General features: G+C 34.1%; 21 protein-coding genes and 1 other annotated feature. All 21 genes read right to left on the bottom strand.

Annotated elements, in window-relative coordinates; genetic code table 11:
* Positions 1–719 precede the first annotated feature (719 nt).
* A complete protein-coding gene (locus BM153_RS03555) occupies positions 720–2,720 on the bottom strand; it encodes a 2-isopropylmalate synthase (protein ID WP_092870831.1) in 2,001 nt (666 codons plus the stop codon).
* A 66-nt stretch (positions 2,721–2,786) separates the two neighbouring features.
* Positions 2,787–3,014, bottom strand: a binding site (T-box leader).
* 81 nt (positions 3,015–3,095) lie between these two features.
* Complete coding sequence (trpS, locus tag BM153_RS03560) at positions 3,096–4,178, bottom strand: tryptophan--tRNA ligase (RefSeq protein ID WP_092870833.1); 1,083 nt, start codon at positions 4,176–4,178, stop codon at positions 3,096–3,098.
* Positions 4,179–4,289: 111 nt separating this feature from the next.
* Positions 4,290–6,119, bottom strand: a complete 1,830-nt coding sequence (glmS, locus tag BM153_RS03565; protein ID WP_092870834.1) for a glutamine--fructose-6-phosphate transaminase (isomerizing) — start codon at positions 6,117–6,119, stop codon at positions 4,290–4,292.
* Positions 6,120–6,230: 111 nt separating this feature from the next.
* Positions 6,231–6,716 (bottom strand): hypothetical protein, encoded by a 486-nt coding sequence (locus BM153_RS03570; protein ID WP_092870837.1) that lies wholly within the window; start codon positions 6,714–6,716, stop codon positions 6,231–6,233.
* 290 nt (positions 6,717–7,006) lie between these two features.
* Entirely contained in the window at positions 7,007–7,396 is a 390-nt protein-coding gene (fliS, locus tag BM153_RS03575) for a flagellar export chaperone FliS (RefSeq protein ID WP_092870839.1), read from the bottom strand.
* 93 nt (positions 7,397–7,489) lie between these two features.
* Positions 7,490–9,142, bottom strand: coding sequence for a flagellar filament capping protein FliD (gene fliD / locus BM153_RS03580; RefSeq protein WP_092870841.1), 1,653 nt, complete (start codon positions 9,140–9,142; stop codon positions 7,490–7,492).
* A 10-nt stretch (positions 9,143–9,152) separates the two neighbouring features.
* Positions 9,153–9,566, bottom strand: coding sequence for a flagellar protein FlaG (locus BM153_RS03585; RefSeq protein ID WP_177205565.1), 414 nt, complete (start codon positions 9,564–9,566; stop codon positions 9,153–9,155).
* A 129-nt stretch (positions 9,567–9,695) separates the two neighbouring features.
* On the bottom strand, positions 9,696–9,923 hold the full coding sequence (gene csrA, locus BM153_RS03590; protein ID WP_092870845.1) for a carbon storage regulator CsrA: 228 nt from the start codon (positions 9,921–9,923) through the stop codon (positions 9,696–9,698).
* Between the two features lie 25 nt (positions 9,924–9,948).
* Complete coding sequence (gene fliW / locus BM153_RS03595; RefSeq protein ID WP_092870847.1) at positions 9,949–10,407, bottom strand: flagellar assembly protein FliW; 459 nt, start codon at positions 10,405–10,407, stop codon at positions 9,949–9,951.
* A 23-nt stretch (positions 10,408–10,430) separates the two neighbouring features.
* Positions 10,431–12,008, bottom strand: a complete 1,578-nt coding sequence (gene flgL / locus BM153_RS03600) for a flagellar hook-associated protein FlgL (protein WP_092870849.1) — start codon at positions 12,006–12,008, stop codon at positions 10,431–10,433.
* Positions 12,009–12,023: 15 nt separating this feature from the next.
* Positions 12,024–13,862, bottom strand: coding sequence for a flagellar hook-associated protein FlgK (gene flgK / locus BM153_RS03605; RefSeq protein ID WP_092870851.1), 1,839 nt, complete (start codon positions 13,860–13,862; stop codon positions 12,024–12,026).
* 15 nt (positions 13,863–13,877) lie between these two features.
* Positions 13,878–15,563, bottom strand: a complete 1,686-nt coding sequence (gene flgK, locus BM153_RS03610; RefSeq protein WP_092870853.1) for a flagellar hook-associated protein FlgK — start codon at positions 15,561–15,563, stop codon at positions 13,878–13,880.
* A 137-nt stretch (positions 15,564–15,700) separates the two neighbouring features.
* Positions 15,701–16,213, bottom strand: a complete 513-nt coding sequence (locus BM153_RS03615) for a flagellar protein FlgN (RefSeq protein WP_092870855.1) — start codon at positions 16,211–16,213, stop codon at positions 15,701–15,703.
* A 52-nt stretch (positions 16,214–16,265) separates the two neighbouring features.
* The gene (flgM, locus tag BM153_RS03620) at positions 16,266–16,532 is read right to left on the bottom strand and encodes a flagellar biosynthesis anti-sigma factor FlgM (RefSeq protein WP_092870857.1); all 267 of its coding nucleotides are present in this window, start codon (positions 16,530–16,532) and stop codon (positions 16,266–16,268) included.
* Between the two features lie 621 nt (positions 16,533–17,153).
* A complete protein-coding gene (locus BM153_RS03625) occupies positions 17,154–17,396 on the bottom strand; it encodes a hypothetical protein (protein WP_092870858.1) in 243 nt (80 codons plus the stop codon).
* 103 nt (positions 17,397–17,499) lie between these two features.
* Positions 17,500–19,281: a Na/Pi cotransporter family protein gene (locus tag BM153_RS03630; RefSeq protein ID WP_092870860.1), complete on the bottom strand. Its 1,782-nt coding sequence runs from the start codon at positions 19,279–19,281 to the stop codon at positions 17,500–17,502.
* A gap of 184 nt (positions 19,282–19,465) precedes the next feature.
* Complete coding sequence (locus BM153_RS03635) at positions 19,466–19,978, bottom strand: HdeD family acid-resistance protein (protein WP_092870862.1); 513 nt, start codon at positions 19,976–19,978, stop codon at positions 19,466–19,468.
* A 216-nt stretch (positions 19,979–20,194) separates the two neighbouring features.
* Positions 20,195–21,319, bottom strand: coding sequence for an aldo/keto reductase (locus BM153_RS03640; protein WP_092870864.1), 1,125 nt, complete (start codon positions 21,317–21,319; stop codon positions 20,195–20,197).
* Positions 21,320–21,481: 162 nt separating this feature from the next.
* Positions 21,482–22,612, bottom strand: a complete 1,131-nt coding sequence (locus tag BM153_RS03645; RefSeq protein ID WP_092870866.1) for a GGDEF domain-containing protein — start codon at positions 22,610–22,612, stop codon at positions 21,482–21,484.
* Positions 22,613–22,808: 196 nt separating this feature from the next.
* Positions 22,809–23,975 carry an FprA family A-type flavoprotein gene (locus BM153_RS03650; protein WP_092870868.1) on the bottom strand — a complete coding sequence of 389 codons (1,167 nt, stop codon included), beginning with the start codon at positions 23,973–23,975 and terminating at the stop codon, positions 22,809–22,811.
* Between the two features lie 25 nt (positions 23,976–24,000).
* Positions 24,001–25,539, bottom strand: coding sequence for a YARHG domain-containing protein (locus tag BM153_RS03655; protein WP_092870870.1), 1,539 nt, complete (start codon positions 25,537–25,539; stop codon positions 24,001–24,003).
* Positions 25,540–25,580 lie beyond the last annotated feature (41 nt).

The following is a 25,580-nucleotide window of genomic DNA, read 5'->3' on the forward strand; positions in this document are numbered from 1 at the left end:
ATCTACAATTATTATAATATAGAAAATCATTAAGCAAATGTTGATACTCCGCTTAAATTTAACACCTGTGTCATTAATGTTATATATATGTATAAATTTTTATGTTTTTTTGTAGAAATTTTGTTGCAAAAATCAGTCATGTTCTTTTATTAATTTGAATAAGTGATCTATTAATTATTATTCTATAACAGATAACAATGTATACGTCTTATCTTAACCAATAACGGTTATACATTCTTTTTTAATTCTACTACAACATCGAGTATCAATAAAGCAAAATCGTACTCACAACATTTTCTTGACTCTGTTTTGTCGCAATAATCACTGTCACATTTTTTCAAATAGTACTGTATTAATCCATTCTCATTGTACAGGAATACATTGTTTTATGATCATATTAAATTGTATTATTTTTTATTATATATATTGTCAAGCTTTTTCCTTGTATGTTTTTTATATTTTCTTACAAGATTATTATTCACTCACACGTTAAGATATTTATGGATGATTGAAATATCTCTTCCATCTTCGATGATTAGTTATATTTTTCGATAAAAAGCTCTAATACACTTACTGTGTCATATTTTTTCTCTAAATCCATATCTACCGTATATACACATCCATCGTTTGTTGTTTTAGTGTTTTAGGTAATCCTCTGATATATGTAACAACTAAAACGGGTCTACCCTTTAAATTAAGAGTAGACCCATTGTTATTTTTTAATTAGCTTTTTTCTCATCAAAATTTCTATATGAAATAGGTGTCATACCATATTTTTTCTTAAAAACTCTGGTGAAGTGTTCTGCACTTGGATAACCTGTTGCTTCTGCTATTTTTTCAACACTCATATTTCCGTTTTTAAGCATTGTACTGGCTTTTTTCAGGCGAATTTTCTGAACATTTTCCACAAATGTATTTCCTGATTTTTTCTTTATGTATTTGGAAATATATGGCTTTGAAAGTCCGAATTTTTCAGCTACATCCTCTAATGTAACGGTTTTATAGTTTTCCTGAATATAATTCATCATTTCAATAAGTCTTTCATCTCCTGCCTCACCGCTTTTAAGATCAGGAATCTGATTTACCGCTACGCAAAGAGCGTTAACTGATGATTTAATAATATCTTCATCAATACCTACTCCCCAGTGTTTTGTACCCTTATAGCTTATTCCCACGTAAGTTACGGCTTTGGAGGATGAACCTTTTGTAAGAGCATGTTCTTCGTAAATTGAAAGCTCGTAACTTATATTAAAGCATTGTTTTATGGCATTGCTTACAGCATCAAGACGACCGTTTCCATTAGCGGATACATTGATTTTATGCTCATCATTTAAAATGGTAACATCTGCTATAATACCATCCACCTGTTTAAAGTGAAACTCCGGAATAGTAAAGGTTGTAGCAGGATTAACATATTTATCCATAAAGATTTCATATACTCTTTCAGGATCAAGTTCTGCGTGTTCTTTATCGGATACACCCTTCATTGTATATCCAACATCTGACTGCATCTGTTTTGGCACTGCCATACCAAAATTGTGCTCAAGAATATAGCTGACTCCGCCTTTTCCTGATTGAGAATTAATCCTTATAACATCTCCGTCATATTCTCTTCCCAAATCCTTAGGGTCAATCGGAAGATATGGAACAGACCATGGCTTATCCATATTTTCTTTTCTGTAGGCAAATCCTTTTGAAATAGCATCCTGATGTGAACCGGAAAAAGCTGTAAATACCAGTGCTCCACCGTAAGGTGATCTTTCATATATTTTCATTCTGGTTAAACGCTCATAGGTTTCACCTATTTTTGTAATATCTGAAAAATCAAGCTTTGAATCAACGCCGTGAGAAACCATATTCATAGCCAGGGTTACTATATCAACATTACCGGTTCTTTCCCCGTTTCCAAATAAGGTTCCCTCTATTCTGTCTGCTCCTGCCAGTAAACCAAGCTCCGCGTCGCTTATACCGCATCCTCTGTCATTATGTGGATGGAGAGATAATACTACTCCCTCTCTGTATTTAAGAGTTTTGTTAATGGTCTCTACCTGAGTTGCAAATACATGGGGCATGGCTATTTCTACTGTTGTAGGTATGTTTATAATAGCCTTATGTTCTTTTGTAGGTTTCCATACATCCAAAACCGCATTACAAACCTCCACTGCATATTCTACTTCAGTTCCCGGAAAACTTTCCGGTGAATATTCAAAGGAAAAATCTCCCTCTGCTTTTTGTGCCAAATCGTTTAAAAGTTTTGCCCCGTCTATGGCAATTTGTTTTACCTCTTCTTTACTCTTTTTAAATACCTGCTCCCTTTGGGCTACCGAGGTGGAATTATAAAGATGTATAACAGCATGAGGCGCACCTTTAACTGCTTCGAAGGTCTTTTTAATAATATGCTCTCTTGCCTGGGTAAGAACCTGTATTGTAACATCATCAGGAATCATATTGTTTTCAATAAGAGTTCTGGCAAATTTGTACTCTGTATCCGATGCAGCAGGAAATCCTATTTCTATTTCCTTAAAACCTATTTCTACAAGCATTTTGAAAAATTCCAATTTTTCATCTAAGCTCATTGGCTCAATAAGTGCCTGGTTTCCATCCCTTAAATCTACACTGCACCATATTGGAGCTTTGTCTATATGGTCTTTTTTCACCCACTCATAGGTTGGTTTTTCAGGCATAAAATAGGATATCTGGTATTTTTCGTAACTGTTCATTTTTTTCTTCTCCTTCCTTTTTTACGTTTTCAAAAATAAAAAAGCCCCTGCATAAAAATACTTTTATACAGGGACGAAATAATCCGCGGTACCACTCTGTTTTCGTGCTCTAAAACACGCTCTTATAAGACACCTTCATGTCTATCCCATATAACGGTGGGAAACCGTCCAAATCTACTGTAATTCAACCGGAAACTCCGGGGCGAGTTCAAATATTTCATCGTACTGTTTCGCAGCAACCAACAGCTCTCTGTAACTTAAAAATATTCTAATATTCCCTTTCGTAGTCTTTAATTAATATTGGTCAACTATCTTGACTTATATTAACATTAACGCTTTAGTGTGTCAATACCTTTTTCACAAAATAATTCAATTTTACTGATATTTTTTAATATGATAAGCAATTAGTTCCTCATCTTCAAAGTAATTAATTTTCATTGCAGCTTTTACATCATCCAAAGTCTTTTGGGCAACTTCTCTTGCTGTTTCGCTTCCTTTTTTAAGAATTTCATAAACATATGCAATATCTTTTTCATATTCTGCTCTTCTTTTTCTAATAGGCTCAAGCTCAGCATTGAGAACTTTTATAAGGAATTTTTTTACCTTAACATCTCCAAGTCCACCTCTTCTATAATGAGCCTTTAATTCATCAAGATTTGCATAATCCGGTAAAAATTCTTCAAAATATTCATCTTTACAAAAGGCATCAAGATATGTAAATACTGTATTTCCTTCTACTTTTCCCGGGTCTTCCACTCTTAAATGGTCAGGATCTGTATACATAGACATTACTTTTTTCTTAACCTCGTCTGCTGTTTCAGACAGATATATACAGTTTCCAAGGGATTTACTCATCTTGGCTTTTCCATCTGTTCCTGGAAGTCTTAAGCAGGCATCATTATCCGGAAGAAGAATCTCCGGCTCGACTAAAGTTTCCCCATATACTGAATTGAATTTTCTGACTATTTCTCTGGTTTGCTCTACCATTGGCTCCTGGTCTTCCCCGGCAGGAACGGTAGTTGCCTTAAATGCGGTAATATCTGAAGCCTGACTTATAGGATAACAATAAAATCCTACCGGAATACTTGTTTCAAAATTTCTCATTTGAATTTCACTTTTTACTGTCGGATTTCTTTGAAGTCTTGAAACTGTTACCAGATTCATATAAAACATTGTAAGTTCTGTAAGCTGTGGAACCTGTGACTGAATGAAAAGGATTGATTTTTCAGGATCAAGTCCCGCTGAAAGATAATCAAGGGCAACTTCTATAATATTTTGTCTGATTTTTTCAGGATTCTCAGCATTATCCGTAAGAGCCTGAGTATCCGCAATCATTATATATATCTTCTCAAATTCTCCTGAATTTTGAAGTTCTACTCTTCTTCTAAGGGAGCCTACATAATGTCCAACATGGAGTTTTCCTGTAGGTCTGTCACCTGTTAATATTATTTTTCCCATTTTTTCTCCTCCGATAATAAACTACAAGCTGCCAACAAGTATGCTTTTTTGCAGACTGCTGGCAGACCTAAATCTTTGCAAAAAACTCTTAAAATTCTTTGCTTTTATTAATTATTCTACTGTAACAACTTTAGCAAGGTTTCTTGGTTTGTCTACATCAAGTCCCTTGTCTAAAGATGTGTAATAAGCAAGAAGCTGTAAAGCCACTGTAACAGGGAAAATCATAAATTCATCTGATACATCCCTTAAGCGTACTACTTCATACCATTCTTCTTCGTTTTCAAGTTTGATTCCATCCTTGACAAAGAGTATAACCTTAGCTCCACGAGAACGAACCTCAATAGCATTTGAAAGTTCTTTTGAAGCTAATTTGTTCTGGGTTACCACTGCTATTACCGGTGTATCCTGGGTAATAAGCGCAATGGTTCCATGTTTTATTTCTCCTGAGGAATAAGCCTCTGAATGAATGTAAGAAATCTCTTTTAATTTTAAAGAGCCCTCTAGTATTGCAGAATAATCAAGGCCTCTACCTAACATAAAAAGATCTTTTGCTTCAATTATTTTTCTTGAAATATTATGTATTGTCTCTCTGTTTTTAACTGCTTCTTCTACTACATCCGGTATTTTTCTTAATTTTTTGATAAATGCCTTTCCTTCTTCCAAGGTCATTTTTCCATTTATCATAGCGATTTGAACTGTTAAAAGATACATAACCGCAACCTGAACCGAGTAAGCCTTTGTGCTGGCAACTGCGATTTCCGGGCCTGCATTTGTATAAATGACATAATCAGAAGCCTTGGCAATGGAAGATTCCCTGACATTTATAATAGAAATGGTAGTGGCTTTCATCTTTTTAGCCATCTTAACCGCCTCTAAAGTATCTATTGTTTCTCCCGACTGGGAAATAGCAATAACTAAAGTGTTTTCATCCAAAACAGGATTGTCATAGATAAATTCTGATGCTATTTCAACATTGGAATATGCCCCTGCAAACTGCTGTAAAAGGCTTTTTCCTACAAGACCTGAATGCATAGCAGTACCACATCCAATAAAATATAATCTCTGGAAATTCTTAAATACCTCCTCAGGTATTCCATCCTTTGAAAAATCCACAATATCGTCTGTAATTCTGGCCTCAATGGTATCTTTAATAGCTTTTGGCTGCTCTGCTATTTCTTTTTCCATAAAGAAAGGATAGCCGTTTTTGCTTGCTGCATTAACATCCCAGTCAATTTCACAATATTCCGGTTCAACTTCATTTCCATTAAAGTCTTTTACTGTAATCTCATCTTTTGTAAGCTTTAACACTGTTTCTTCAGGCAATACAAAATATTCCTTTGAAAAAGGTGTCAATGCAGTAATGTCTGATGCCAATACGCAGCCGTCCTCGCCCTTTGCAACAACTACCGGGCTTACATTTCTGACAGCATAGATAGCTCCTGGCTCATCCTCTACTAAAACCGTAAAAGAGTAGGTTCCCTTGAATTCATCTACCGCTTTTACTAAAGCTTCTTCTATATTTTCTGTTTCGTTGTAAAAATTATTTATTACAGCGCAGGCTACCTCAGTATCTGTACCTGATACTAATTTGTCTGCTAAATTATATGCTTTTATAAGTTCTTTGAAATTTTCGATAATACCGTTATGAGTTACGGTAACCTTTCCTACTCGATGAGGATGTGCATTCACATCCGTAACACCACCATGTGTAGCCCATCTTGTATGACCGATTCCACAAGTACCTTTTGGTGCTGCATTTTCAACTTTTTCTCTTAAATTTGCAACTTTACCTACACATTTATAAATATTTATATCTTTAGAATCGCCGCCTGCTATAGCAACACCGGCGCTATCATATCCTCTGTATTCCAGACTTGCCAGACCCTTTATCAAAAGACCGGCGGCCTGTCTTGTGCCTGTATATCCAATAATTCCGCACATATATTTTTATTTCCTCCTTCACTGACATATCAATTAGTATAATCTCTAAAGGAAAAAAAGTCTATATCAGGGAGGAAATTATTTCTTGGATATACTATTTTTTATAATTTATTATTTCCATTTATCTATAAACTGAGAGTCTACATTTTTTAATTTTGAGGCACTTTTATAGTAATGTGATGCGACATTTTTACTCATTCTTGATTTTTTAACTCTTGTTCTCATTTTTGAAAAATGCTCTTCAGCCTTTGTTTTATTTTCTCCTTCAAGTGCCCTTACTTCTACTATCTTTCCCACTATATCTTTAATAAGTTGCTTTAACTCGCCTATGGAATCTGCATAATTTTGTGGATTTGTAGTTACCTCGTCTTTTATTATGTCATATACATCTTCAAAGCCGGCATCTAAAATGTTTAATTCCGCAATGAGATTCTCTTTTTCTTTAAGATTCTCGCTTAAGGCATCTTCATCAAAAAGATCTGTCTTAAAAATCTTTTTTTGCTTTTCCTCCATATCAATTATGCTATTTAATACATTGATTTTCTTTTTTGAACTGTCAATTAAAATGTTCAGATAAGTCTTAACATCCCCTGCCATAAAAAACCTCCTTATTTTTTTAAATTATATTCGAAATCCGCTTTACTTTCTGTATGAAAACGGAATATAGTAAAGCGGACATTCGGAATCCGCTTCGCTACTTCCTCATGAACGCAGTGGCACTTTGTGCCACCTGTCAGAAGGGGCTTTAACCCCTTCTGACACTAGTAAGCTTATACCCCCGCTTAAAGCTTACGCTTTTGAAGCGGGGGATTGCTTACACTGCGTTCAAATTAAGAGAAAGTCCGTCTTTTGACGAACTTTCCCATATTATATCACTTATTTTTTTATTATGATACCTGGGAAACGGAATTGGTATTTGCCTTCATAACTTCCTTCCAGGCATCTCTCATGGTTCTTAAGTGTCTTAAAACTTCCTCTAAAATCTCTACATCTTTTTTCATATTTGCCTGTAGTAATCTTTCCATGAGATAATTGTAGACATTCTCAAAGTCCTTGGCTACAGGATATCTGTGATCCAATGTAGCTACAAATTCCCCAATGATGTTTTCTACTTTTACTATATTATTGTGTGCTGTTTCTATATCATTCTCATTTATAGCCTTAATAGCTATATTTGTAAATTTGATTGCTCCTTCGTAAAGCATTAAGGTAAGCTCCTTTGGAGAAGCTGTGAGAATCTGATTATTTTTATATGCTGCATATGGGTTTTTAGCCATATCATAAAACCTCCTAATTTTGTTTAGTACCTCCGTTTTTAACTACAAGCTTCGAAAGCACATATGAGTTCTTCATAACCCCCATAGAACATTTTAATTACCAGTACCCAAAAGACCTGCTAATGAGGATGAATTTGAATTCAGTTTTGCCAGGGCTTTTTCCATAGCCGTAAACTTGCTGTAATAATAATCCTCATAGTACTGAATCTTGTCTTCCCACTTGTCAATCAACTTAGTATAATTTGTATATTCTTTATCCAACTCTTTATCATTATAGACGGTATAAGCACTACTAAGCTCTGTCTTTTTCATCTTGTCATCAAGGGCTGAATACAATCCTTTAACCAGCTGTGAGAAGAAGGATGAAACCTTTTCAGGATCAGTAGCTATTGCTGCTTTTAATTTATCCTGATTATTTGATGTAGAAGAGTCATCAGCATCACCATCAATGTGGAATGCATGTTTTTCATTCTCAGCTGCTGTAAAGTAACTCATTGTAGAAATACCAAAGCTTGATAAAGAATATTCTTTTCCATCTATTTCGTATGTCTTTGCCATAGCCATAGTCATGGCCTGAGTTACACCATTAAGAGTTGAATCCCTTCTTAATAAAGCATCCTTGATTTTTGTTTCCCACTTTTCAACTTCATCATCTGATAAAGATTCCTTTTCTTCATCTGTCAAAGGCTCGTAATCTTTTGATGATGCAGCATTGTAAAGCTTGTCCATCTTATTTACAAGAGTATTATAGGATGTAATAAATGATTTTATTGAATCATAAATTTTATCTGTATCAAGTCCAACATTAATTTTCAATGTGCTTGTGGTAACATCTGTAGCTTCAACGGTGAGTCCGTTAACAGAAAATGCATTTGTGGATGAGGTATAAGTTGCATTATCCAAAACAATTTTTGCATCCTCACCATCTATTTTAGCTGCATCCTCGTTAACAAGATCTGCTTTTTGTTTTGCTTCATCTCGCCTTGCCTTATAGCTTTCAAGTAATTCATCATGATCAAGAGTATTATCAGTAGCTATTGCTGCTGTAACCATGTCTTCAAGTTCATCATCTGTATATGCAGACCACGCTTTTGTATCATCATCAACTCCGTATAAAAGTCCTAATTTGCTAAGAAGTTTATTTCCCTCAAGGGAGTCTGATGATAATTCAAAGTTGGCAGCTTCGCCTGACTCTTTTGAATTTATGAAAAATCTGTTGTTTGTTGAATCATAGGATGCATTTAATCCAAGATTCTTTAAGCTTGCAACTACATCACTGACTTTGTTTGATGCATATAAAGCTATTTTTTTCTCTTCACCACCGATTTTAACTGTAAGTTCTGTAGTTGAACCGGTATAACCCAGATCGCTTAAGGTAGAATTTTCATTAATTGATGAATCAAGTTTTGAACCAGTTAAGTATCCTGTCTTTGCTGTATTTATAATATCCAGTGTATGAGTTCCAACTACAGCATTTGAACTTGCTGAAATAGAAGCCTTTGTAGAATCTGAACTCGATGCTTTTTTGGAATTATAAGCAGAACTGAAACGCATATTACTTAAGCTGGTTGAATAAAAGCTGTATATTTCAGTATTTAAGGACTTCCACGCATCCTGCTTCCAGGAAAGCTTTGTCTGTGCCTTAACATATTTGGTTTTCTTGTAACTATATCCTGAAACCAGAGCCTGAACCAGGCTTTCTGTATCAAGTCCGGAATTCAGTCCTGTCACACGTATCTGAGACATATGTATCCTCCTATCCCTGCTCGTCAACGATTATACCAGCCAACTCAAGAGCTTTAGCGTACATGTCTAGTAGTTCCTCAGGCGGATACTCCTTGACGACTTCATTACTCTTTTTATTTACAATCTTAATAGATATTCTGTCAGTTTCTTCGTGAACACTAAATACAGTCTTTGTCTGTGTATTCTCCATGCTCTCGTTTATCTTTTCAACGGCTTTCTTTAAAACATCATTGGTATTAGTTGTCTTTCCTTCATTTTGCCTGTCGATGACCGTTTGCTCTATAGTATCCAAAAGATTAAAAGTTCCTGTTTCTTTTTCATATTTTCTACCATGAGCTGGCCTTTCAACTGATTTTGAAGACTTCGAACCCGTATCAGTATTGTAAACCCGGCTGTTTAACATACTAAGGGTCTCCATTTCCATTATCACCACCTCCATGTGCCTGACTATTATTAACGTTCTATCGTTAGTATCGGCATTTTGACGCAACTTCTTAAGTTACAACTCCGTGTGACCAAAAGATTTAATTTGTTTTTAATCTTTATAACTAAATTATCCTTTTAATCCCAAAAGATTTCTAAGATCGTCAAGTCCTTCCTGTTCAAGAGAATCCTTGTTAGAAGCCTGAATCTGTAAATAAACTTCTTTACGATATACCGGTATATCTCTTGGTGCCTTAATTCCTATTTTTATCTGATCCCCTTTTATTTCAAGCACGGTTATTTCTATATTATTATTAATTATTATAGATTCGTTCTTTTTTCTAGTTAATGCAAGCATCGTTTTCACCTTTCTCAATCAGTAATTATTCTGTCTTACTTTCAGGCTTTATTATATCATATATATAATACTTAATTGGGAAAGAATTGTCATTTTGTATGCATTGGGCAGCATTTAAAGTACTGGAATTAATAAATATTGGAGCACGCAGATTTACAGACAGTTTTGTAATATCCTTTGGTGCTGTTAATGTAACTAAAACTATTATATTATCCGCTTTCACATCCTCATCGTCAGAAAGAATATCCAAGTCTAAAAACGGTTCATAACCCTTTATAACAAGCGAAGGATCTATTACCGGAAATGCCACATCCTTATCATCTAAAGACTGAAGCCATTTAATCATACCTGTATCTTTTTTATCCAGGTCATATATCAATGTATATCTTTTGTATTCCGGCAAACCTATCATTCCATCCTTAAATGTAATGATTTTGTCTTCACCTATGTCAATTTCCCCAAATAATCTTGTTTGTGCCTTCATTTATAGCTCTCCTTATTTTTTATTTAGATATAGTCCAAAAGTGAGGTATTCAATGCCTTGCTTGTTGCCTGCAATGAAGCCTGATAAGCTGTATAAGATGCAGTATAGTCAATGATAATATCACTTATTTCTCTATCTTCATTCTTTGTCTGAAGCTCTTTATAAACCTCCTTTTGACTTAATACTCTGGACTTGGTGGTGTCAAGCCTCTTTGACCTGCTTCCTATATCTGTAACTGCTATATTTACATCTTTTAAGTATTCTTGATATTTTGTCACGCCTTCTGAAAACATTTTATGCATTCTTTCATCAGCATAATCCTGTTCTCTTTTGGCTGCTGAAAGCATTTCATTTAATTTTTGCTGATCCTCTTCAGATGCATAATCATTATCCTCAAGCATTTTTTTAATATCGTTAACCTTTTTTTCTGCAGCATAAGAGTAGGTTAGCGCATTTATCAGCTCATCGATATCTTTTTCCATATCTGCCGCAAAAACATTGGAGCCTTCAACATTTATGGTCATTTTCTGATTAAATCCCACTGAATAATTTATGTCATTTTCAACCTTGGTATACTCCACCGGATCCCCTACCTGGGTGCCATTTATATCATATTCTGTCTTTGTACAGTCAAAATACATCTCCGGTCTTACCTCTCCGTCATTAAATCCGGTCTTAGAATAAGTAAATTCTATGGATGTAGCAGATTTTAATGTTGTAGCCACATCAGATGCCAGAACAATCTCTCCTGTTTCCGGAATAAAATATGCTTTTCCTGCAGGCGGCTGATATATCAGGTCAGAATTTACATTATTTTTTTCAAATGTATTTATTGACATTGTTTCAACATCCAAAACCTGGGAATTACCGGATTCGTCCACATAATTTAATGTCATGCTTTCGTAGTTTTCTATAGAAACTGTCTGACCGTCCCTGTCCACATAATCTGTAGTACTTCCTGAACTATCCAGATTACATTCAAGATCAGTATAGGCAAGTCTAATTCTTTCAACTGTAAGCATTTCAGGATTTTCTACACTGTCTTTGATAGTTCCATAAGTTACCTGCTGATTATTTGTTATGTAATATTCGTGGCTTATATCCTCACCTGTAAAGGTTTCTTTTATCTCATAATTGGTATATTTACCATCATTATCATCAAAGGTGAATTTTGTATCTGTTTTATAACCGGTAAAAAGAGTTCTTCCACCATCGTCAGCATTTAATTCATCATATATCTGATATTGAAAACCTTGAAGTTCTTTTAAAATAGCATTTCTTTCATCGTCTGTTAAAGGATCATTTGATCCGCTTACACACTGGGTATATAAGCGTTCAATAATTTTTTCCATGTTAATAAGAGCAGTTTCGGTAACCTCCATCCAAGAAGTAGCATCCGGTATGTTCTTATCGTAAAATTGTTCTATTCTGCTTACGGTACTTCTAAGCCTTAAAGCCCTGATTGCTACTACCGGGTCTTCTGAAGGAGTCTGTATCTTTTTTTGAGTCTGTAACTGAGTATTATATTTATCAACATTAAACTTGTTGTTTCCAATCATTGTCTTGGAATTGTTTTGAATCATTGTATTCGTAACACGCATACTCTCACCTCCTGATTATACCCCTGTCTGAGTAATAAGTCTGTCATAACATTCTGACATAGTCTGTATCATTCTGGAACAAAGGTTATATGCGTTTTGAAATTTAACCATTTCTATTCCTTCTTCATCTAAGTCAACATTTGAAACCGATAATCTTTTATTTTCAATAACTTTTGATACATTAGTATAATTTTCCGAAAACAATCTTGCCTTTTGTGCCTCAATAGCTATGTCTGAAAGCATATTTGTAAGGAAATTTTTAGCTGAACCTGAAGCCGTTATGTCTACCTTATCATATAATTTCGCCATCTCTTCAAGTATATCTTTATATTCCACTCCCAATGTAGGATCAGATGATGTAGCAAGCTTTGACGGATCCTTTGTTATTACATCAGAAACCTTTAAATTTCTGGCTGTCAACTGATTATAAGAATCAGAAGTAGATGTAACATCTTCATCTGATAATGTAAGATCCGCACCTGTAATCAGATCTTTTCCGGTAAGGAAGATGCCGGCTTCATCACCGTTTAAATCTATTCCCTTTGTATGAATATCATTAAATAATTTTGCAAGACATCTTACAAATTCATTCATCTGCTGCTGATAAAAAGGAATTCCCATATAGTCAACGGATTTTCCCACAGTAGCTGCAGCCTTTGAATTAATAAGCTTAGCTGTGTCTGTGGCTTTTTCTGTTAGAGTAAAGGTAAAACTTCCATCATCATTTACGACATAACCGGTGTATTTGTATTCTTTAAGTCCTAAAGTAATTGTTCCTTCAGGATAAAGAGTCATGTCTTTTTCTTCAGCCATATTAGTATCGCTTACTGTAACTGTTGAATAAAAATACTGGTCCCCGTTGGCATCTTTACCTTCGTTTGTTTCTATAGCTGTAATAATTCCCTTAAAATTAGCTGAATTATTTCCATTTATTATGTCATAAAGACCTTTTAATTCACCTGTAAGAGCATTACTTGCAAAACCAATATTTGATTCATCAGAGTTCCACTTAAAGTCATAAAGACCTTCTACATCTGACTGATTTATCTTATCCTTTCTTGGGATACAATCAATAGTATCATAATTGTAATTATTAACCAGATTGTGTCCGTTTACCTTAATGGTATAGTAGGTTGCCCCTGTTTTATCCTCAGGATAGTTTGAATTAGCAACCTCCTCCTCTGAAACCTCCACCGGAAGAAAAAGAGAAAGCTCATCTACCAGTAATGCCCTGTTATCCCTTAATTCATTGGCCTTAGAAGGACTTTGCTGCTCAACGATATTTATCTGCTTATTTAAGCAAGCTATTTCCTTTGCAATGGCATTTACTCTTTGAACCTTAGTATACATTACACTGTTGGCATCCTCTTGCATTTTTTCCAGTGTAATCGCCGTTGAATTAAAGTATTCACAAAGTGACTGTGTATAGTTAATAAACTGATTTCTAAAATTTAAGTCTGAAGGATTGTTCTTCAAAGTTTCAAGAGAATTAAACATTTCCGTAAGAATTGAAGAATATCCCTTTATCTGGTCTGTATCATTAAAGAAAGTATCTATTTGAGACATATAATAATTTTTTTGCTCATACTCTCCTACTCCACCGTTGTTATTCCAATATCTAAGGTCATAAAATTCATCCCTTAACTGGGTAATGGCAGTAGTTACAACACCTGAACCTGCCTGTCCGTATCTTTCGTGAACTCTTAAAGGTTCTCCTGTAACCCTTGTGGTGGTCTGTCTTGTATAACCGTCAGTATCTGCATTTGAAATATTATTTGCTGTGACATTAAGTGCCGTCTGGTAAGCACTTAAGCCTGAGCCTGCAATAGTTAAGCCAAAAAATGTTGATGACATGGCTGCTTACCTCCTTTATGCTCCTACCTGTGTTAACAACACTTCTATCATGTCGTTTACCGCGTTAATATATCTGCTTGATGCATTATATGCATTCTGGAATTTAATCATATTTGTTAGCTCTTCATCAGATGAAACTCCTACAATCTGCTGTCTTTTATTTTCAATAGTATCTACTTCATTTTGTAAAGTATTTGCCATTGTATTTACTGTTTTCATATCAGTAGAAAAAGACTCAATCATACGAGAATAATAGTCAGTGAAATTCAAAGGTGCTATGGAATCAGGATTTAAGGTAAGAAAAGCCTTATCCCACACATCGCATAAACTTTCGGTAAATCCATAATCAATTTCTCCTGATTTTGTCCTGTGAGGAAATAGAGATTCATCAGCTAATAATTCCTCATTTATAACTATGGATTTAATGGAATACATTGTACTTTCCTGTTCTGTATCTTCCTCATTGTATACATAATAAGTCGATGTTTCCCCATTTACCGTAAGTTCAACAGCATTATATCTTGGTACGGTTTTTCTGGAAAACAATTCTTTTCCAGGTCCCTGACCGTCACTTCCCACATGTCCATTTTCAGCATCCCACACAGTATAGGTATTTCCCAAATCATCTGTAATGGTCTTATTAGGACACAAAATATCATTTATTGCTACCACCAGATTATGTATAAGCTGGTCAAACTCTGCCTCAGAGTTTACTATTGCTGAAAGACCGGTGGTTTTATCATAGGTTGCTGCATCCATGCCCTCTATATAGGAGTAATCCGCCGGTTCTTCACCCCTTGCTAAAATAAGAGCCTTTAAGGAACCTATATCTGTATTTGCCTTTGTTGAAACACCTTTACTAAGGTCAAATACCTCCTCATAATATGTGCCGTCTGAAAGGTGTGGCCATATCGGTGTGGCAAAATCAGTAATTGGATCTTTAATCATATCCATTTTGTTATATCTTGCCTCGGTAATGAATTCTACCCCTTCTATACTTACAGTTATAACACCGTCTACATTTTCTTTAAAATCAATACTAACATATCCTGAAAGTTCATCTAAAAGAATGTTTCTGGTATCCCTTAAGTCATTGGCTTTTTCCACGCCTCCGGCTTCGACCTTCATTATCTCACGGTTAAGTTCTGTAATTTTCTTGCCAATTTCATTTATTCTGTCAACCTGTTCTGTTATCCTTTTATTTATATGAGTCTGATAACTTACAAGTCCGTCATAAATACTTTTTGCCCTGTCAACTATCTGAGAGCCCTTTAAAATTACAAGGCTTTGATATTCTGAAGTTGACGGGTCTTTATCAAGTTCGTCAAAAGCCGTCCTAAATTCCTTCAAGGCATCAGAAAAGCTTGTTCCTTCTAGTTCTCCAAATAAAGTCTCAACCTCACTCATTGCATCTAAAGTGCTGTCATAAAAATTCTTTCTACCATATTCCTCGCGATAATTCTTATCTAAGAAATAATCTCTAACCTGTACCGCTTCAGCGACCTGTACACCAAGTCCTTTTTGCATTTGGCCATTTCCGGCTTCCCCAAACTTAATATAGGTAAGGTCACTTTGGTAAACCTGTTGTCTAGTATATCCCTCTGTGTTTACATTTGCTATATTGTGGGACGTAATATTTAAAGCATTCTGACTGGTTTTCAGCCCTGAAGTTCCCACATATAAGCTTCCAAAAATAGACATACCTCACACCTCCAGTAAAAAAAAGTAAACTTAATAAACCAGCCATTTTCGCATTCCTTTGCCAAATAACTGAAACTTCAAAATTCAACTATTTTCCTAACATCATGTTTTGGGAAATTATAATGATAACGCATGGTCTAGCTCTTACTATCGAAACTACCCTCTCTCAAGTGAACCCCTGCATTTTCAGCGTGCTTGTCATAGTTGGCTGTTTCCGGAGCCTGGTGCATGCTTTTAAATAATTCTATGTCAAACTCAACCATTTCCAAAGACCTGGCAATCAAAATCTCATTTTGCTTGTTAAGTCTTGACATATCATATAATACACTTCTTAGATTTCTTTGAACCTGAGATAAAGCTTCTCTTTCCTTAGGTTGGTTTTCCAAAAGCTTTATCAGATTGTCCAATTTCAAGTCTTTTTTGTCTTTATTTAAAACAATAGCGACATCCTCAGTAATGCTTTCCCGCTTGTTTTCAAGATTAAGAATTACACTTGTAATTTCCTGCTCTTTATCGGTAATTTCCTGCAGACTGATGATATCGCCTTTAATAATTATTGCTTTCTTTTTTTCAGAAAGCTTAGCCAGCTTCCTGTACTCTTCACATTCATTCGTTAAAACTGTAATCAGTTCATCCATCAACCCAGCCACAAGTTATCCTCACTTTTCAATTTTTAAACCTCTTAAGAGGAATCTTAACAAATTACTTCATAGCTTCTAACAATTTTGTAGCAAAATCGTCAGCACTTACTTCGTAATCTCCATTATCAATTTTATTCTTAAGTTCAGAAACTAAATCTTCTCTAATGTCTGATGCCTCTGCTACAGCTTTTCTGGCAATCTGATAATCCTTACCAAAATCAGATATTGAAACCTGATCCTTAATGTTATTATACTGTGTCTTTGAAACGCTTTTAGCTCTGTTTACTTTATAAGCAGCGCTAACCTGTGATAATGCATCTATACGCATGACACTCACCTTCCTTTTCTTTCTTCAATTAATTTCCTTCATAATTTCTTCATTTCTTCATATAACAAGCTCTTCAACTCTTGTTATAACAAATATCGGTATTATTTCAGCATACTTTACATACCATTAAAAAATTCATCTTTTAAACACTTTCAGTTTATTTTTCTGTCAATTGTGGCTGATAATTAACATTTATAAACAATTGATAAATTTTATAGTACAAATTGTAAATAAAATACCGATTTTTACCTGTAACAAATTCGGTCGAGTTTCTTGCTCAAATGAATCTTTTTTCTTGTTACACATAGGTTATCGAATCCATTTATCAATAACTTTATAGGTAATTTTGACTATTTTTATAAATAGTTTATTGTTTCTTTAGGAATTATGATACTAAAAAAAATCAAAAAAATCTATAATTCTTTGGATAATTTTATTATAATAAATTTTCTATTAACTTTATTAAGCAAAATTAAATTTATTATTTATTTTTTCGGCTCATAATACATTAATTAGATGTAAATCAAGATTATATAAATTAATTATTATCTTATTAAATTTTTTTGTAATTTTGTTTAATATTACTATAGGATTTTTTATTTCGAAGAAAAATTTTATTAGTTATTTTAATGCTGTTAACAGTTCAATTATCTTTTCTTCAAAATCATCTCCACAATAATCAACCATCCTATCTACGCTTTTAAGGTTTGCTTCAGCCCCTTTTTCATCGTTGTCTTCAAACTCCCAAATATGATAAATAAGTCCTCTGTGTTCAAAATCGATACTGTCTAATCCATCCTCGCTTACAAGTTCATATTTAAGGTTTTTACGCTCAAAATAATTTCTTACTTTATTCATACTCATAATAATAATCTCCTTTTTTTCTTAAGTTTACTATATAAACAATAAAGCCTTAAATCCCAACGGATTAAGACTTTATTATTGTATTTATTATATTGCTTTATTTTTAATTATCTGGTATTCTGTATTTTTGCTTGTAAAATTCATATCTTTCTCTAAAGGATGAAAACTCACCCTGTTTTACAAGATCCATATAAGCATGTCTTCCCGGGGAATTTACATCTGTTTCTAAAATTGTAACTCCGATATTAGAGCAATGGTCTGAAATTCTTTCTAAGTTAGTAGTAAGGTCAGTGAGTACAAATCCCATTTCTATACTGCAATTTCCCTGTCTGAGTCTTTCTACATGATTATCCTTTATTCTATCCGTTAAATCATCAACAGTTTCTTCTAAAGGCTCTATTTCAAGGGCAATTTCCCTGTCAGATTCCTTCATGGCTTTTATTGATAAATCAAATATTTCCAGACATGCCTCTCCAAGTATTTTTATTTCTGTATTGGCCTTTTCCGACATTCTTTGCTTTTTATCTTCCATTTCCTTGGCACTTTTTACAATATTGGCAGCATGGTCTCCGATTCTTTCAATATCTCCTATGCAATGGAGTAGGACATTTAATTCTTTGCTTTCTACCTCAGAAAGTCCCTTGTTAGAAATCTGCAAAAGATATGTTCCTAATTTGTCCTCATATCTGTCTACGGTCTCCTCCAGTTCCCAGACTTCGTCAGCTAAATCCTGCGTATAGTAGTCAAGAGTTTTTAATGCCTTTTCTAAACTGTCATAACATATATAGGACATTTTTTGAACAGCCTTTTGAGCATGTTCCAAAGCAAGACCCGGAGTCTCCAAAAATCGTGGGTCCAAAGCCTTAAGTTTTCTGTCTTCTTTTTGTCTTTTTTCAGCAAGCTCTTTTTCATCTTCTCTTACAGTCAGATAAGCAAGTTTTTCCAGGACACCTGCAAATGGTAATAAGAGTACTGTAGCTGCAATATTAAATCCACTATGAATAAGAGCTATACCGGATTTACTTGCAGATTCTTTCAAAAATCCAAAATCCATAAAGGAATTAATTGCATAAAAACCTACCATAAACACCAATGTACCGATTACATTGAAATAAAGATGAACCATAGCTGCTCTTTTTGCATTTTTTGAAGTACCTACAGAGGATAAAAGTGCTGTAATACAGGTTCCGATATTTTGTCCCATGATAATAGGAATTGTAGCTCCATAGGTTACGGCTCCTGTTGAACATAAAGCCTGCAAAATACCAACTGATGCGGAAGAACTTTGTATAATGGCTGTAACTGCCATACCCACCAGCATTCCAAATATAGGATTACTAAACATCAATAAAATATTAGTAAATTCCGGAACATCTTTTAAAGGTTCCATGGTATCGGACATAATATCCATACCCATCATTAAAACGGAAAAACCTACTAATATTTTTCCTACTTCTTTTCTCTTTTCATTTTTTGCAACCATTAAAAGCACCATACCTATAATACCTAAAACCGGTGCAAAAGAGCTTGGTTTTAAAAGAGAAATAAAAAAGTTATCACTTTCAATTCCTGTTAAAGAAAGTATCCATGAGGTTACAGTGGTACCTACATTGGCTCCCATTATGATACCCACAGCCTGTGAAAGTCTCATAATTCCAGAGTTAACAAAACCTACAACCATAACCGTAGTTGCTGAAGATGATTGAATGACTGCCGTAACAGCCAGACCAAGAAACACACCTTTAAAGGTATTTGAGGTAAGCTTTTCCAATATATATTCAAGCTTTCCTCCTGAGACCCTGGTAAGGGAATCACCCATTACATTCATACCAAAAAGAAATAATGTCAATCCTCCAATGAATGTAAACAGAGAAAATATGCTCATATAAATCCTCCTGATTATAATTATTAAATAATACGTTTGCCTTAAGTATAGCAAAATTTTTTAGGTCAACATTTGAAATTGCTAAACTTTTACTACGAACAAATTTACCTTATATCTTTGTTCTATCTTTTACCTGATTATTTTTAAACTCTTCACATGTTTATCTGTCATTTTTCTAATCAAATTATGCTTTTTGCCAAAACATTACGATTAGATTTGAAACCCCGTTATATACTAAAACAGCACCAATTATCTGTAATATAAAACTTGCTGCTAAAAAAGCGTTGAAAATAATCGCTATTCCGCCTATGACAGTAAGTATTGCCAAAATCATAGAATAGCTCGTTTTATCTGATAAAGAATCCTTATAAACAAGAGCTGTTCTAAGATTAATAATGCCGTTTACAAGAATTACTACACCAACTATAAAGGGTATAATGGAAACTATAAATCCCGGTTTGGCAATTATGAATATACCTGCGATTGTTGCAAGGACACCGGCAGATACCATAGGCATTTTGGTGTTTTCTTTATCAAGAAGCTGAGGTATCATTGTGCTAAGTCCAAGGGCAAGAATACCGATGCCAAGCATTTGAGCAACTATTCTTAAAGTCGCACCGGGATATACAAAAACAACGATACCCAACAAAACTGATAATACAGATAAGGTCACACTACTAACTTTCCAAGTCCTCATATTTTTTTCCTTTCCTAGATTTTTAAAAGATATTTCCTCCCCAAAAATACATTTTTACACAACACTCTTATAATAGCATTAATCAGTCAATTAATAAAGAATTATTTCTTTTGTATAAAATTCATTAATAATAAAAAAATAAGCTGCCTCAGGATAATTTACTTTTAATAAACTATCCTGATACAGCTAATCTAAAGAATAATCCAATTTTTTTAACTATTTCAGTAATGTTTCCACAACTTTTTCCAGTTCATCCCTGATTTTAATATGTTGAGGACATACTTCCTCACATTCACCACACTTGACACATTCTGTGGCAGATGTAAAGCCATGGTCTTTAACCAGCCACATCTCCTGAAATTTTGCCCCGTTTAAATCCTTATATAAAGTGTACATATTCATAGCATTAAAGGAACCTGAGATTCCTATGTTATTTGGGCAGGCCTTGGCACAATAATTACAGGTGGTACATGGAATTATAGGGATTTTAGCCATTTCCTCCTGGGCTTTATACACAACTTCCATTTCTTCCTTTGAAAGTCCCTTAAAATCTTTCATATAAGAAAGATTATCTTTCATCTGGTCTATGGTGCTCATTCCTGAAAGTACGGTAATGATTCCTTCAAGGCTTGCTGCATATTTAATAGCCCATGAAGCCACAGACATATTTGGATTCGCAGTTTTAAAGACATTTGCTACGGTTTCCGGAGGATTTGCAAGGTTGCCTCCCTTAACAGGCTCCATTATAACAACAGGTTTATTATATTTTCTAGCAACTTCATAACATTCTCTTGATCTTATGGCCGGGTTTTCCCAATCGGCATAGTTTATCTGAAGCTGGACAAATTCTGCCTCAGGATGAGCCTTTAATATTTCTTCAAGTTCTTCCGGTGTAGAATGGAAAGAAAAACCAATATGTTTTATAAGTCCCTCTTTCTTCTTTTCCTGTATGAAATTCCACATATCATACTCTTCATAATATTTTGTTCTTCCCTCTCCCAGATTATGGAGAAGATAAAAGTCAAAATATCCTGCTCCGGTTCTTTCAAGAGATGTTTCAAACTGACCTATGGCATCTTCCCTGCAGGTACAGTTTACCCTCCAGGCAGCATTTTTTGTGGCAAGGGTAAATCTGTCCCTTGGGTAACGCTCCACCAATGCCTTTCTTATGGCCTCTTCACTTCCCGGATAAGCCCAGGCAGTGTCAAAATATGTAAAACCTGCCTCTAAAAACAAATCTACCATTTCTTTGATTTGTTCGATATCGAATTCCTCTCCATTTTTTGGAAGTCTCATAAGTCCAAATCCCAGTTTTTTTACCTCTTCTCCTAAATACGACATAAAAATACCTCCTTAAAAATAAATAATCAGACAATAATAATATTTTGCTGATATAAAGAAATAGTATCACAATTTTTCATAATTGTGCATAAATAATTATATTTTGACAAAAAAAGAACCAGAAATGTAATTCCGATTCCTTCTTTAGTATGTATATATCAATTAATGTATTACGCTGTCCTTACCACAAAGCTTTGCTCTGTATAAATTCTGGTCTGCCAGCTTAATAAGCTTTCTTAAATCGTCGATATGGTTTATGCGTCCCGTGATATAGCCTCCGCTGCAGGTAAAATAAACACCTTCATTTAAAAATATGGTATTTCTGAAAGTATGCTGCCAGTTTTTTACCTTGTACTCGAAATCCCTGGTTTCATCCTTTTTTAACATTACAACGAATTCATCTCCACCATAACGATAACAATTTTCAGAACCGAAGGTATTTTCTAAAATCCGGGCAAATTCTTTTAAAACCACATCTCCCGCATCATGACCATAGGAATCATTTATACTTTTAAAATCGTCTATATCTGATATCATGATATAAACTTCTTCCTTCTCAAGCTTACAAACATCTTCTTTTAAAGAGTATCTGTTTTTTAAACCGGTTAAAAAGTCGAAACAGGACATTTCCATAAGCTTTTTGTTCAGCTCTTCATTCTCAAAGATTCTGTTAATCTTTTCAAGATTGTTCCTGTATCTCATAACACTGCCCACAACTGTTATAAAGGCAACTGCCAAAAAGTTTACTATGTGATAATGAGGTGCTCTTGTTTCAAAGCCCGGTAAAATACCGCTGTCTATTATGCATAAACCCACAAATAATTCCAGATAAACAATGCTTGTTATAATTATTGTCACCAAAGGATGGAATAATAAAAAGCAGGCTGAAAAAATCTGAACCACATACAAAAGCATAATCTGTCTATCTAAAGCATAACTCCATAAAGACATGCCAACAGCCCAGGTATTCATGTAAAAGTAAATTATAATTACAAAAATCTCACACCATTTTTTATTTAATTTTGAATAATATTTGATTATGTCATGACATCCAAAATACATAATTACACAACCAAAAAGACTAATATAAAGACTTATTCTGTCATCTAATTGTGTTAATCCGGGTATAAAAAAAACACAAAGGAGAATCAGCTGACAAACAGATGTGTAACGTCCCATACGATAAAGGTTGTCAATGTTATCTTTGTCTATGCACTCTTTTGATCTTTCATCAAGCTGAGGATATAAAAGACTTTTGACCTTCTCAAAATACTTTTTTAATTTTTCTTTCATATTGTAAAACCTTTAATCAGATGAATATAATTCACCTGTATACACTTTTTCACTCTCTAGTGCTATAGTACTATGAAACCACTTCGTTGTAAACAATTATTTTACAATAAAAAAAAAATTCGGATAAAGTTGTATACAATACACTTCATCCGAATATTTTTTCTTTTAAAAATTATCTTTTTTTAAGTTTATCCTTTCATCTGTAATCATTACACAATTCATCCGTAAGTTTTTCAATGGCTTGGTAAGTATCTTTTTTTAAGGCAGATTTAATGGTAACATTATTTGCCGTATAGGTAATATTTTTCGCCTCCTCAAGCATTTTTTTCATTACCTTAATAGCAGCCGGTCCCCAGGAGCCATTTTCCACAAAAGCAAGGGTTCTGTTTTGGAAATTTCTTTCCAGCAAATGAGTAATAAATTCTCTCATAAAAGGAAAAATATCTCCATTATAGGTAGTGGTACAAAGCACCATTTTGTTGTATCTAAAGGCATCTTCTACCGCCTCTGCCATATCATCTCTTGCCAAATCTGCTATGGCAACTTTAGGACATCCCTTTTCTTCTAATTTTTTTGCAATAAGAAGTGCTGCTTCTTTTGTATTTCCATAAACTGATGTATATGCAACTAAAACCCCCTCTGTTTCCGGTCTGTAGGAAGACCAGATATCATATTTTTCGATATAATAACTTAGATTTTCCTTTAATACCGGACCATGTAAAGGACATATTATTTCTATATCAAGACTGCTTGCTGCTTTTAAAAGCTTTTGAACCTGATTTCCGAATTTTCCAACAATTCCAATATAATAGCGTCTTGCTTCACAGTCCCACTCATCATTATCCGTATCATTGGCTCCAAATTTTCCAAAGCCGTCTGCTGAAAATAAAACCTTATCTGTGCTGTCATAGGTTACCATTACTTCCGGCCAATGAACATTTGCAGCAAAAATGAATTTTAGTTTATGCTTTCCAAGACTTAATTCTTCTTCGTTTTTTACTTCTAGCCTTTTAACTTTTGAATCAAGCTCAAAAAAATTATCCATCATTTTAAAGGCTTTGGCATTGGTTACTACGGTTGTATCAGGATACTTTTCCAAAAAATTGGCGATATTTGCTGAATGATCCGGCTCCATATGATGTATGATAAGATAATCCGGTTTTCTATTCTTTAAAATATTTTCAAGATTATGAAACCACTCATCTTTAAAGTTAATATCTACAGTATCCATAATTGCAATTTTTTCATCCAATATACAATAGGAATTGTAAGCCATCCCTTCAGGAACAATAAACTGTCCCTCAAAAAGATCCAGCTTATGGTCATTTACTCCAACATATTTTATATCATTTGTAATTTCCATTTAATCCCTCCTGCTTTTAAATATGTTATTGTCTGTATTTGCTTAAAAGACGAATATTGTATTGTTCCGTTTCGTTTAAAATAGAAGAATCGAATGCTTCAGGTTCAATTGTTCCATAATACCAAGATTTTGAATCAAAATAGCTTTGAAGATTTGCATCATCGAACTTTCTTCCGTAACGGGCATATATTTCATTTATTGCAATACGAAGTTCTGCTTGTGACAGTGATTGGGCTGTTTCTTCAGATATTTTTTCGTAACTGCTGTAAGGAATAACATAATCATCATCGTTGCTAAACTGTGAGTCATTACCATCTTCTTTATTAAACGTTTCAATATAGTCTATTTCATCACTTACCAGCCAACAATCACCTGTCTTTGTGAGATATATGCCGGTATAATTAATTGTACCTTCTTTCTTTTCACCGTTGAGATTGATTTCTAATTCATATTCATTAATACTTTCTATATTATTCAGGAGATTTTTTTTATCTCCCCCTCCAATCTGGCTGATTAACTCTTTTTTCTTTTCCTTAACATCCTTATCTAAAAATTCTGATTCTCCTTTTACCTCTACATTTACATTTAAAACTGCACCATAATCTATGAAAGGAGAGTGGTCAAATTTATAGTTTATAACTTCCTTCAAATCTTCAAGGTAATAATCATAAAATATCTTATCTACCCCTCTGGAAAGCTTCACCTTCAGTTCACCATTAACCAGCGGATTAAAATATTCCCTAAAAATCACCTTAGGAAAATCATCATCTTCTGTTACCGCATCTAAAAATAAGCTTAAATAACCTTTTTCATTTACCAGAATATACAAATCATCAAAATCAATATCTTTTGTTGCTTTTGAGCCTTTAACCGTTAAGGTAAGGTCTATCTCATAAATATCATCTGCCAAAGCATTATTTGAAGAAGTCAAAGAGGATAGTTTGTCATTGATTTTCTCAACATCGTCCTTTTCCATTTTCTCGTTTTCTGTAAGCACATAACTAATTTCCTCTATACTTCCACAGGCTTTTTCCAGATTCTGATAAAAAGCTGCCATATACTGGGTGGAGTAATCATCAGCTGTAGTTTCGTAATAATTTTTAATAAATATGTCATCAGCCTCACTGAAGTTATCAGATAAATCTGTTTCTTTCTTTTTTAAAAGCTGACATACATTATCAAGGGTTTTTGAAACTATATCCAATTCATTTTCATCTGATGCTGCCGTTTTTGAGTTGTCAGAAACTTCTTTGTCAAATAATCCCTTTATCATCTGTGAACCTCCTGCAAAGTAGAAGGCTGCAGCACCTACAAGTAAAAATACTAATACAACTGCCACTATTACTACGCTTTTTTTGCCGGAAGATTGTTGATTATCTGTAGAAGTATTCTGAACTTTAGTCTTATCCTTCGCACCTGAATATTTAGACACATCATCTTCATTTGTCTTTACCGGAACTTTTTTTATATTTTCGTTTTTAGAATCCTTTTTTATCGCCTGTCCACACGCTGTACAAAAAGCTGCGTTTTCAGGTAATTTTTTACCACAATTAGTACAAAACATTTTAACTCTCCTTCTTTTGCCCTGGCAAATTAATTATTTAT

Source organism: Acetitomaculum ruminis DSM 5522, from assembly GCF_900112085.1.
GTDB classification, from domain to species: Bacteria; Bacillota; Clostridia; order Lachnospirales; family Lachnospiraceae; genus Acetitomaculum; species Acetitomaculum ruminis.

What these genes read in the sequence shown, in the direction of transcription:
- BM153_RS03570 (WP_092870837.1), bottom strand. Translation starts at nt 6,716, where the DNA reads ATGGCAGGGGATGTTAAGACTTATCTGAACATTTTAATTGACAGTTCA.
- fliD (WP_092870841.1), bottom strand. Translation starts at nt 9,142, where the DNA reads ATGTCTCAGATACGTGTGACAGGACTGAATTCCGGACTTGATACAGAA.
- flgL (WP_092870849.1), bottom strand. Translation starts at nt 12,008, where the DNA reads ATGCGTGTTACGAATACAATGATTCAAAACAATTCCAAGACAATGATT.
- BM153_RS03625 (WP_092870858.1), bottom strand. Translation starts at nt 17,396, where the DNA reads ATGAGTATGAATAAAGTAAGAAATTATTTTGAGCGTAAAAACCTTAAA.
- BM153_RS03650 (WP_092870868.1), bottom strand. Translation starts at nt 23,975, where the DNA reads ATGGAAATTACAAATGATATAAAATATGTTGGAGTAAATGACCATAAG.
- glmS (WP_092870834.1), bottom strand. Translation starts at nt 6,119, where the DNA reads ATGTGCGGAATTATTGGATATACAGGCACAAGACAGGCCGCCGGTCTT.
- csrA (WP_092870845.1), bottom strand. Translation starts at nt 9,923, where the DNA reads ATGCTTGCATTAACTAGAAAAAAGAACGAATCTATAATAATTAATAAT.
- flgK (WP_092870851.1), bottom strand. Translation starts at nt 13,862, where the DNA reads ATGTCATCAACATTTTTTGGCTTAACTATTGCAGGCTCAGGCTTAAGT.
- fliS (WP_092870839.1), bottom strand. Translation starts at nt 7,396, where the DNA reads ATGGCTAAAAACCCATATGCAGCATATAAAAATAATCAGATTCTCACA.
- BM153_RS03555 (WP_092870831.1), bottom strand. Translation starts at nt 2,720, where the DNA reads ATGAACAGTTACGAAAAATACCAGATATCCTATTTTATGCCTGAAAAA.
- BM153_RS03655 (WP_092870870.1), bottom strand. Translation starts at nt 25,539, where the DNA reads ATGTTTTGTACTAATTGTGGTAAAAAATTACCTGAAAACGCAGCTTTT.
- BM153_RS03645 (WP_092870866.1), bottom strand. Translation starts at nt 22,612, where the DNA reads ATGAAAGAAAAATTAAAAAAGTATTTTGAGAAGGTCAAAAGTCTTTTA.
- BM153_RS03630 (WP_092870860.1), bottom strand. Translation starts at nt 19,281, where the DNA reads ATGAGCATATTTTCTCTGTTTACATTCATTGGAGGATTGACATTATTT.
- flgM (WP_092870857.1), bottom strand. Translation starts at nt 16,532, where the DNA reads ATGCGTATAGATGCATTATCACAGGTTAGCGCTGCTTATAAAGTAAAC.
- flgK (WP_092870853.1), bottom strand. Translation starts at nt 15,563, where the DNA reads ATGTCTATTTTTGGAAGCTTATATGTGGGAACTTCAGGGCTGAAAACC.
- BM153_RS03585 (WP_177205565.1), bottom strand. Translation starts at nt 9,566, where the DNA reads ATGGAAATGGAGACCCTTAGTATGTTAAACAGCCGGGTTTACAATACT.
- trpS (WP_092870833.1), bottom strand. Translation starts at nt 4,178, where the DNA reads ATGGGAAAAATAATATTAACAGGTGACAGACCTACAGGAAAACTCCAT.
- BM153_RS03635 (WP_092870862.1), bottom strand. Translation starts at nt 19,978, where the DNA reads ATGAGGACTTGGAAAGTTAGTAGTGTGACCTTATCTGTATTATCAGTT.
- BM153_RS03640 (WP_092870864.1), bottom strand. Translation starts at nt 21,319, where the DNA reads ATGTCGTATTTAGGAGAAGAGGTAAAAAAACTGGGATTTGGACTTATG.
- fliW (WP_092870847.1), bottom strand. Translation starts at nt 10,407, where the DNA reads ATGAAGGCACAAACAAGATTATTTGGGGAAATTGACATAGGTGAAGAC.